Genomic DNA, 7,754 nt, shown 5'->3' on the forward strand with positions numbered 1-7,754 from the left:
CAAAGCATGAAAAAAAGGCTGGGACAAAAGTCCCGGCCTTTTTTAATAGAGTATTAATCGTTGGGATTCATTTTAAGTGAAGCCTCTTCTTTACCTTCAGCTGCGGATTTGTCAATGTCAAAATCCTCATCGTCTGATAAGTAATTATCGTGCAGAGCTTCATCGACTTTGTCTTTAGGAATAGCCTGATCCTGTTCAGGTTCAAGAGGTGTTCCCTTTACATCACCTAACTTATCATCTGTATAAACAGATTGGCCGGCTGCCATGGCTTCAGGTGTCGCTGTGCCTTGTCTTTCTGCTTCACTTAAAGCAATATCACGTTCGATTTCCTGAATCGTCTGATTTAATTTTGCTTGCTTAGCATCCAGTTTTGCCTGTTCTGTTTCAAGTTCTTTTTCTGCTTCCATGTAAGACGTTTTGAAATCATCTACCAGTTCATAGGCCTTCTCTTCACCGGAATCTTTCAATTTCATCGCTTCATTCTTCAAATCTTTTCTAAATGCTTTGCCGTCTTTAGGAGCAAACATTAAAGCAGCAAAGGCTGATGCAGCACTCATGAGAACAGCTTTCGTTAAACTTACTTTTGGCATGGGTCAATCATCCTTTCAAAAATCATTTTATAATGTATGTGAGGTGTTATTCTGGTGACGCTGTTTTTGCTTGTCGATCGTTTTATTGAATGCCCGTTTAAACGTTTTGGCTAAACGTGGGCCATCAGTCTTCAGTTCTTCATAGGTGTTTTGAGCAATGTTTTTGGAATAGTCAGGACCATTCTCTTTCAGATAAGTGAGCGAGTGAGACAGACTGGATGCCTGATCAGAAAGTTCATTCATTCTTTCCAGATTGGTCTGAGCCACCTCTTTCGTATTGTCAGCACGTTTCATGATGAGGTTTACTTTCTTTTGCATGACATTGGCTTCGTTAGTAAAATGTTCAACCTGATCTTGTGCATACTTTTGGGTCTTTTGAAGGTTTTCAAGAGTAGGCTTCATTTTTTTCACTGCGTATATTCCTATTCCAATAAGAAGAACGAGCGAGACGCCTAAAATAATGAGCGAGATAAGGTAACCAGATTCCATTTTTTTGCCTCCTTTATTGTTCAGTTTTTATAATAATGACGTTTATAGTATAAGGATACCATGAAGCAAATAGAACACCAACTGAAACGCTAAAGAAAAGATATTGCTTGAAAGAGCTTTAATTGTTAGAATAGTAGCAACACAATAGGATTTCTGTGTGCCGAAATTAGATAATAAAAATTGAGCTTTGAAGCAAAGAAGAAAGTCAATGAAACAGCAGACAGGCTACCTTGAAGTTTGAATTCTGTTGCTTCAAAAGGAGAAAATTATGGCTAACGAATGGACTGGGTCTGATCAGAAGAAAAAGGAAGATAAAACCAACACAGTGGAGATAATGCTGAGTGCTGTGACGGATGGAGAAATCATTTCAGTTGAACAAGTAGAGGATGATGTATTCTCGCAGAAAATGATTGGTGATGGATACGCAATAAAACCGACATCCGAAGTGGTCTATGCTCCGGTTTCAGGTAAGCTGATCGAAGTGGCGGATGCAAAGCATGCCTATTATATAGAAACAGACAGTGGATTGAAGATCCTGATACACATCGGCATAGATACACTGCTGATGAATGGTATAGGATTCCAGACCTCACTCGAAAAAAATACCCGCGTAGAAAAAGGAGATCAACTGGCAACGTTTGACCAGCAGCTGATCCAGGACAAAGGGTTCGATCCTGTCATACCTGTCATTGTTTTAGAACACAGCTCTGTTGTAGCACTGGAAACCTTTCCCAATAAAGAAGCTGTGGCTAAAAAAACAAATGCCTTGAAAGTGACGGTAACAAAGGGATGAGAACTGTTTCAACAGTGTAAAATTGTACATCCTCTACAGTTAAGATATAATTGAAAGATAAAGAATCGCGCGTTTATGAAGGACAAAAAAAGTTCTGAGGAGGAACACCATTGAAAAAGATACTAGTTGTGGATGATGAAAAACCGATTTCCGATATTGTCAAGTTTAACCTTGAAAAAGAAGGCTTCGAAGTGATCACTGCCTTTGATGGAGAAGAAGCACTGGAAAAAGCGAATCAGGAAAATCCCGATTTGATTGTTTTGGATCTTATGCTGCCTAAAATGGATGGACTCGAAGTGACTCGGGAGGTTAGAAAAACCAGAGATATTCCTATTATCATGGTTACAGCTAAAGATCAGGAAATCGATAAAGTACTGGGTCTGGAACTTGGAGCTGACGATTATGTCACCAAGCCATTTTCAAACCGCGAATTAGTGGCGCGAGTGAAGGCCAATGTCAGAAGACAAGCGTCTTTACAAAATATGGAATCTGCTAAAGAAGAAAACAATGATATCGAAGTGGGAGATTTAACTGTTCACCCGGATGCTTACATCGTATCCAAACGCGGAGAGTCTATCGAATTGACTCATCGTGAATTTGAACTTCTTCATTATTTAGCCAGACATATCGGTCAAGTCATGACGCGTGAACACTTGCTTGAAACCGTTTGGGGATATGACTACTTTGGAGATGTCCGTACCGTTGATGTGACAGTGAGACGCCTTAGAGAAAAGATTGAAGATAGTCCAAGTCATCCAACTTTCCTGGTTACCCGCCGGGGGGTAGGGTATTATCTAAGAAGTCCCGAACAACAGGAGAAGTAGTGGTTTATGAATAAAAAGATTCGCTTTTATCAATCGATCAACACAAAAATAGTGTTAGTTATCGTGTTATTACTTGTATTCGCCCTGCAGCTGATCGGGGCGAATTTTATTACCCAGATCGAAAATCAGCTGATCACAAACTTTCAGGAAGAACGTCAGCTACAGATGGACTTTCTTGAAAGTGCTATTTTACCATCTTTGGAGCGTGAGGAAAGCGGTGAAGAAGGTGAGATAACGCCGGAGCAGGAAATCAGTAATTTATTGACTGAATTCTCAGGCAGCGGGATCACTGACCTGCAAGTTGTCAATTCCGAACTTATTGTTATGGGAACAAGCGATACGACTCAGCAGAACATTATCGGGCAATTATCTGATGATGTGGATTTAAGGCAGGCACAGATCACTGAAAATTCAATTACGAGACAGGTCATTGATTCGCTCACACAAAACAGGCGCTGGAAAATAGTCGAACCCATTTTCTCTTCAGGTGAAGAAAGGCAATTCATGGGTGCGATTTTAATGGAAAGCAATATTGAATCCGTTTATGATCAAATCTCTCAAATCACTTGGATATTTCTTCAGTCGAGTGCTGTAGCCATCATTTTGTCTCTGGTACTTGCCAACATGCTCTCTCGTGCTTTGACGAAGCCGATTAAAGAAATGCAGCTTCAGACACGGGAAATCGCTGAGGGAGATTATTCAGGCACGCTGAAAGTGTATGGTGAGGATGAATTGGGACAGCTTGCCAGCCTGATCAATGACTTAAGTGATGACGTTGCCGATGCCCAGGAATCGATCGATGCAGAACGCAGACGTTTGGACAGTGTGCTGACACATATGACCGATGGCGTTTTAGCCACAGATAGACGCGGGAAAATCATCATCATCAATGAAATGGCACAGTCCATGCTGGATATCGACCAGGAAACAGCTACTGAAAAAAATCTGTTGACCATTTTGGGTGTCCAGAACGATATGACACTGCGGAATATACTGGAAAAACAGGATGATATTTTAGTGAACAGCAGACAAAATGATATCCCGATCATTTTAAGAGCCTCTTTTTCTCTGATTCAGAGAGAATCTGGTTTCATCAGCGGGATTGTCTGTGTCCTTCACGATGTTACGGAACAGGAACGTATAGAAGAAGAAAGAAAACAGTTTGTATCGAATGTTTCGCATGAGTTACGCACGCCTTTAACAAGTATGCGCAGTTATATCGAAGCGCTGGCGGATGGTGCGTGGCAGGATCCTGATTTAGCTCCGAGGTTTTTAGAGGTGACTCAAAATGAAACGGACCGCATGATTCGAATGATTCAGGATCTGTTGCAGCTCTCTCGCATTGATACAGGCAAAGGTATGTTGAATCTTGAGATCGTTGACTTAACAGAAATGCTAGACCATGTTTTGAACCGTTTCGATATGATGATTCACTCGGCTGAGTATGAAGACAAGAATTATCGCATTGAAAAAGCCATATTGAACGAATCGATATTTGTGGAAGTCGATCCGGACAGAATCATCCAAGTCCTAGATAATATTATGAATAACGCATTAAAATATTCTCCGGATGGCGGCACGATTTCCGGGAAGATGGAAAAGAAAAAGGACACTGTGCTTATAAGCATCAGCGACGAAGGAATGGGCATACCAAAAGCGGATATCACTAAGATATTCTCCCGTTTCTATCGTGTAGATAGAGCAAGATCGCGTGCCATGGGAGGGAGCGGTTTAGGCCTGGCTATTTCCAAGGAAGTTGTAGAACAGCATGGCGGGCATATATGGGCTGAAAGCGTAGAAGGAAAGGGAACCACTTTTTATCTTTCCCTGCCTTATGTCCCCTATGAAGAGGAGGAGTGGGAATAATGTGGTCTAAAATCAGACAAATACTCCTGGTCATCTTGATCGGCTTAAGTGTATTTTTAAGTTTTCAAATCTGGACGACGGGTGTGCAGTTGCGAGATCCCGCTCCGAGTGGCGGAACACCTCTTCCGGCTTCATTGACGGACCGTTCTTTTATGGAAGTTTTTTCACCTAAAAAAATTATCTGGCATCGTAATGCAATCGGTAGAACACTCGATATCAATACCTTTTACACCGCTGAATGGCTTGAAAACTATTTACCTGAAACAAGTTTTGGTACGATCGAACAGCCTGAAAGGCTCAGCCTGTCTGCTTATCAAGATTATCTGGCCAATGAAAACTGGGTCGAGTTTATATTTGATGCGCCTATTCCTTTCGGGCTATTTGAGGACGGATTCGATGATTTACCGACTGACTATAAAAACCGGACATTCACTCATATGATTATGAAGAAAAACGATCCTGCCAGCACTTATTTTTACGATTCAGACGATCAGGTTCTTTATCAGGCAGAAGGGAGCGAATATACCGAAGAGATGATCGATGAACTGCTTTATTCGCAAGAAAATGACATGACTGATGTCGAGGCATTTGAAGTGGGGGGCCGTTTCATCTATCTCCCAGTGAATGAGCAGGAAATCGAGTACCGTGATTACCTTGTCGAAAGGCTGCCTAACAATTTATTTGTTTATCAGTTTTTCTCAGATCCATCAGAAATAGATGCAAGACGGTCAGGGAATACGACCCGTTATATCGATTTGACAACAGAAGTTAAAATCAATGATTCACTGAACGTGCTGACCTATCTCAGACAGCGATCAGATACGGAAAAAATGACGCTCAGTGAACGTTTGATCAGCAGTTATGAGATGCTGAATCAAATTGAAAATTGGACAGACAGAGTCCATTACCAAGGGTTTATCCCTGCTACCAACAAAGTGATATTCCAGCGTTATGTCGAAGGGTACCCTATATACAGTTATCAGCAGTTTGAGACGGTCATAGAGATGACTGTCGTGGAAGGCGGCCTGACAAGTCTGCAGGTTCCTATCCGTGTTGCTCAAACTTCCCTGTCATTAACGGGTGAGAAAACAAAAACCCTGCCAAGTGGAGAAGAGATTCTAAATCAGTTAAAAGAAATCGATCAGGAACTTACAGATATAAAGGATATAAGAATCGGCTTGACATGGACAGAAAGTGAAGAAGACGAACGCGTGGTTCACTTTGAACCGGACTGGTATGTAGAGACGCAAAACAACTGGATAGAAGTGGATCGATTTATTGAGGCACAGGAGGTATCGGTAAATGGATTTTAAAAAGATTGAAAATATTTTTCTGGTTACCTTCCTGTTTTTAAATATCTATCTTCTGGTCAGTTACTTTAATCGAAATGATATCCAACAAGCTACAAGCACCCCTGATCAGGTCAATCTTATACGGGAAATGGAACAGATCGGTATAGAACTCCCCACGCTGTTAGAGGAGCAAAGAGAAATATATTATGTTCAAGCTGACAGCAATGATCTACTGGAAGAAAACGTAGATAAGCTGGAAAATCAGGCCGGGTCGATTGCTGATGATGGCACACTTTATACGAGTATTTTATCTGATCCGATCGAAATACAGGGGAATCCTGAAGAAGGCTTTACAGAAGAAGATTATGAAAAGCTCAATGCCTTTATTGCCAATGGTTCCGTACTTTTCGGTGAAGAATATGATTTTTTGAGATATGATCTTAGTCAGAACCGCTTTGTCTATGCCCAAAAAGTCGAAGGCCTTCCTGTCGTAGATGGTACCTCAGAAATATCGCTCTTTTATGGTGGAGACGGCAACATTATCTCCTACCAGCAGACATATGCGGGGCCGATGACTCCTCAGGGAACGACGCAACCGACAATCACAGACAGACAAGCTATCGAAGTTCTCTTCACGAATAACGAACTCAGCTCCAATTCTGTAGTAGGTAAACCGATACTCACCTATTACCGTACATTACACTTGGAAGATTTAAGTATGTATGGCCCAGTGTGGTATGTTCCGATTACGGATACAAACGGGGAACGTATCCTGCGCGTGGACGCCCTGGAACGTACGATCATAAAAGAACCGGCCACACCGTATATACCGGAGGAAGAGGAACCAGAAGATCCCGAGGATGATGGTTCAGAAGATGACGAATAGCTTAGAAGAAATAGAGATCGGCTGAACGTTAAAAGCACCCTTGCTTGTTTGAGTTGTCTTGTTGTAAGATAAGACTTGAGTGTTTGCAGGGAAAGGAATAAAAGACATGATACAAACAGAAGCGTCGGGTCTGCGCATCAGCGTTTTAGCCAGCGGCAGTACCGGAAACGTCACATATATCGAAACAGATCAGACAAAACTACTGGTCGATTGCGGCTTCAGTGGTAAAAAAGCTATTGAAATGCTGAATAAAATCGATCGTCGTCCAGAAGAGTTGGATGCCATACTTGTGACCCATGAACATACGGATCATATCAAAGGTGTGGGGATTTTAGCCCGCAAATTTGATCTGGACATCTATGCCAATGAAAAAACGTGGCAGGCGATGGAACTGAAATTAGGTAAATTAAAGGTAGATCAGAAACATCATTTTGGAAAAGAAAAAACCTTGTCTATTGGTGACATCGATATTTCGAGTTTTGGAGTTTCCCATGATGCTGTCGACCCTCAGTTTTATACCTTCCAGAAAAATAATAAACGCTTTGTCATGCTTACAGATACGGGCTACGTTAGTGATCGCATGCGGGGACTCGTCAAAGATGCCGATGCGTATTTGTTTGAGAGTAATCACGATCTGAGCATGCTCCGTATGGGAAGATACCCATGGTCCCTGAAGCAGCGTATCATAGGCGATAAAGGTCACTTGTCCAATGAAGATGGCGCCTTAGCCTTAGCCGAAATTATCGGTGACAATACAAAGCGCATCTATCTTGGTCATTTAAGTAAAGAAAATAATATCAAAGAGATTGCCCATCAGACTGTAGAGGATATCTTACTTAGAAAAGATACCGGTGTGAACGAGCAGTTTCAGTTATATGATACGGATCCATCAGAACCCTGCCCGTTATTTATTTTATAAATTAAATACAGCGTCCATTACCTGTAGTTTGATACAGGTAATGGACGTTTTTTGATTTCTTAGGGTGAGTATGTTAGATATGGTGAAGTGATTGA

At 41.6% G+C, this 7,754-nt stretch carries 8 protein-coding genes; 6 read left to right on the forward strand and 2 right to left on the reverse strand.

All coding sequences use genetic code 11. The features are described 5' to 3' along the window. Positions 1-53 precede the first annotated feature (53 nt). Complete coding sequence (locus AKA01nite_RS02320) at positions 54-590, reverse strand: YtxH domain-containing protein (protein ID WP_146923411.1); 537 nt, start codon at positions 588-590, stop codon at positions 54-56. 27 nt (positions 591-617) lie between these two features. Then, complete coding sequence (locus AKA01nite_RS02325; protein WP_146923413.1) at positions 618-1,079, reverse strand: DUF948 domain-containing protein; 462 nt, start codon at positions 1,077-1,079, stop codon at positions 618-620. A gap of 268 nt (positions 1,080-1,347) precedes the next feature. On the opposite strand from AKA01nite_RS02325, the gene AKA01nite_RS02330 reads away from it, so the two are divergent. From AKA01nite_RS02330 to AKA01nite_RS02355, 6 genes are all read left to right on the forward strand, one after another. Beyond that, positions 1,348-1,872: a PTS sugar transporter subunit IIA gene (locus tag AKA01nite_RS02330; RefSeq protein ID WP_146923414.1), complete on the forward strand. Its 525-nt coding sequence runs from the start codon at positions 1,348-1,350 to the stop codon at positions 1,870-1,872. Between the two features lie 110 nt (positions 1,873-1,982). Then, the gene (gene yycF, locus AKA01nite_RS02335; protein WP_146923416.1) at positions 1,983-2,696 is read left to right on the forward strand and encodes a response regulator YycF; all 714 of its coding nucleotides are present in this window, start codon (positions 1,983-1,985) and stop codon (positions 2,694-2,696) included. Positions 2,697-2,702: 6 nt separating this feature from the next. Beyond that, on the forward strand, positions 2,703-4,562 hold the full coding sequence (gene walK / locus AKA01nite_RS02340; RefSeq protein WP_146923418.1) for a cell wall metabolism sensor histidine kinase WalK: 1,860 nt from the start codon (positions 2,703-2,705) through the stop codon (positions 4,560-4,562). Further along, on the forward strand, positions 4,562-5,875 hold the full coding sequence (locus tag AKA01nite_RS02345; RefSeq protein WP_146923420.1) for a YycH family regulatory protein: 1,314 nt from the start codon (positions 4,562-4,564) through the stop codon (positions 5,873-5,875). The genes walK and AKA01nite_RS02345 overlap by 1 nt, the downstream gene beginning before the upstream one ends. Continuing rightward, positions 5,865-6,740, forward strand: coding sequence for a two-component system regulatory protein YycI (locus AKA01nite_RS02350; RefSeq protein WP_146923422.1), 876 nt, complete (start codon positions 5,865-5,867; stop codon positions 6,738-6,740). The genes AKA01nite_RS02345 and AKA01nite_RS02350 overlap by 11 nt, the downstream gene beginning before the upstream one ends. Before the next feature lie 106 nt (positions 6,741-6,846). Continuing rightward, positions 6,847-7,659 (forward strand): MBL fold metallo-hydrolase, encoded by an 813-nt coding sequence (locus tag AKA01nite_RS02355; protein WP_146923424.1) that lies wholly within the window; start codon positions 6,847-6,849, stop codon positions 7,657-7,659. The last annotated feature ends 95 nt before the right edge of the window (positions 7,660-7,754 follow it).

This window comes from Alkalibacterium kapii (assembly GCF_007988865.1).
Taxonomy (GTDB): Bacteria; Bacillota; Bacilli; order Lactobacillales; family Carnobacteriaceae_A; genus Alkalibacterium; species Alkalibacterium kapii.

Bases quoted from the DNA above. Each gene is read 5' to 3' on its own strand.
- AKA01nite_RS02320 (WP_146923411.1), bottom strand. From the start codon at position 590: ATGCCAAAAGTAAGTTTAACGAAAGCTGTTCTCATGAGTGCTGCATCA.
- AKA01nite_RS02325 (WP_146923413.1), bottom strand. From the start codon at position 1,079: ATGGAATCTGGTTACCTTATCTCGCTCATTATTTTAGGCGTCTCGCTC.
- AKA01nite_RS02330 (WP_146923414.1), top strand. From the start codon at position 1,348: ATGGCTAACGAATGGACTGGGTCTGATCAGAAGAAAAAGGAAGATAAA.
- walK (WP_146923418.1), top strand. From the start codon at position 2,703: ATGAATAAAAAGATTCGCTTTTATCAATCGATCAACACAAAAATAGTG.
- AKA01nite_RS02345 (WP_146923420.1), top strand. From the start codon at position 4,562: ATGTGGTCTAAAATCAGACAAATACTCCTGGTCATCTTGATCGGCTTA.
- AKA01nite_RS02350 (WP_146923422.1), top strand. From the start codon at position 5,865: ATGGATTTTAAAAAGATTGAAAATATTTTTCTGGTTACCTTCCTGTTT.
- AKA01nite_RS02355 (WP_146923424.1), top strand. From the start codon at position 6,847: ATGATACAAACAGAAGCGTCGGGTCTGCGCATCAGCGTTTTAGCCAGC.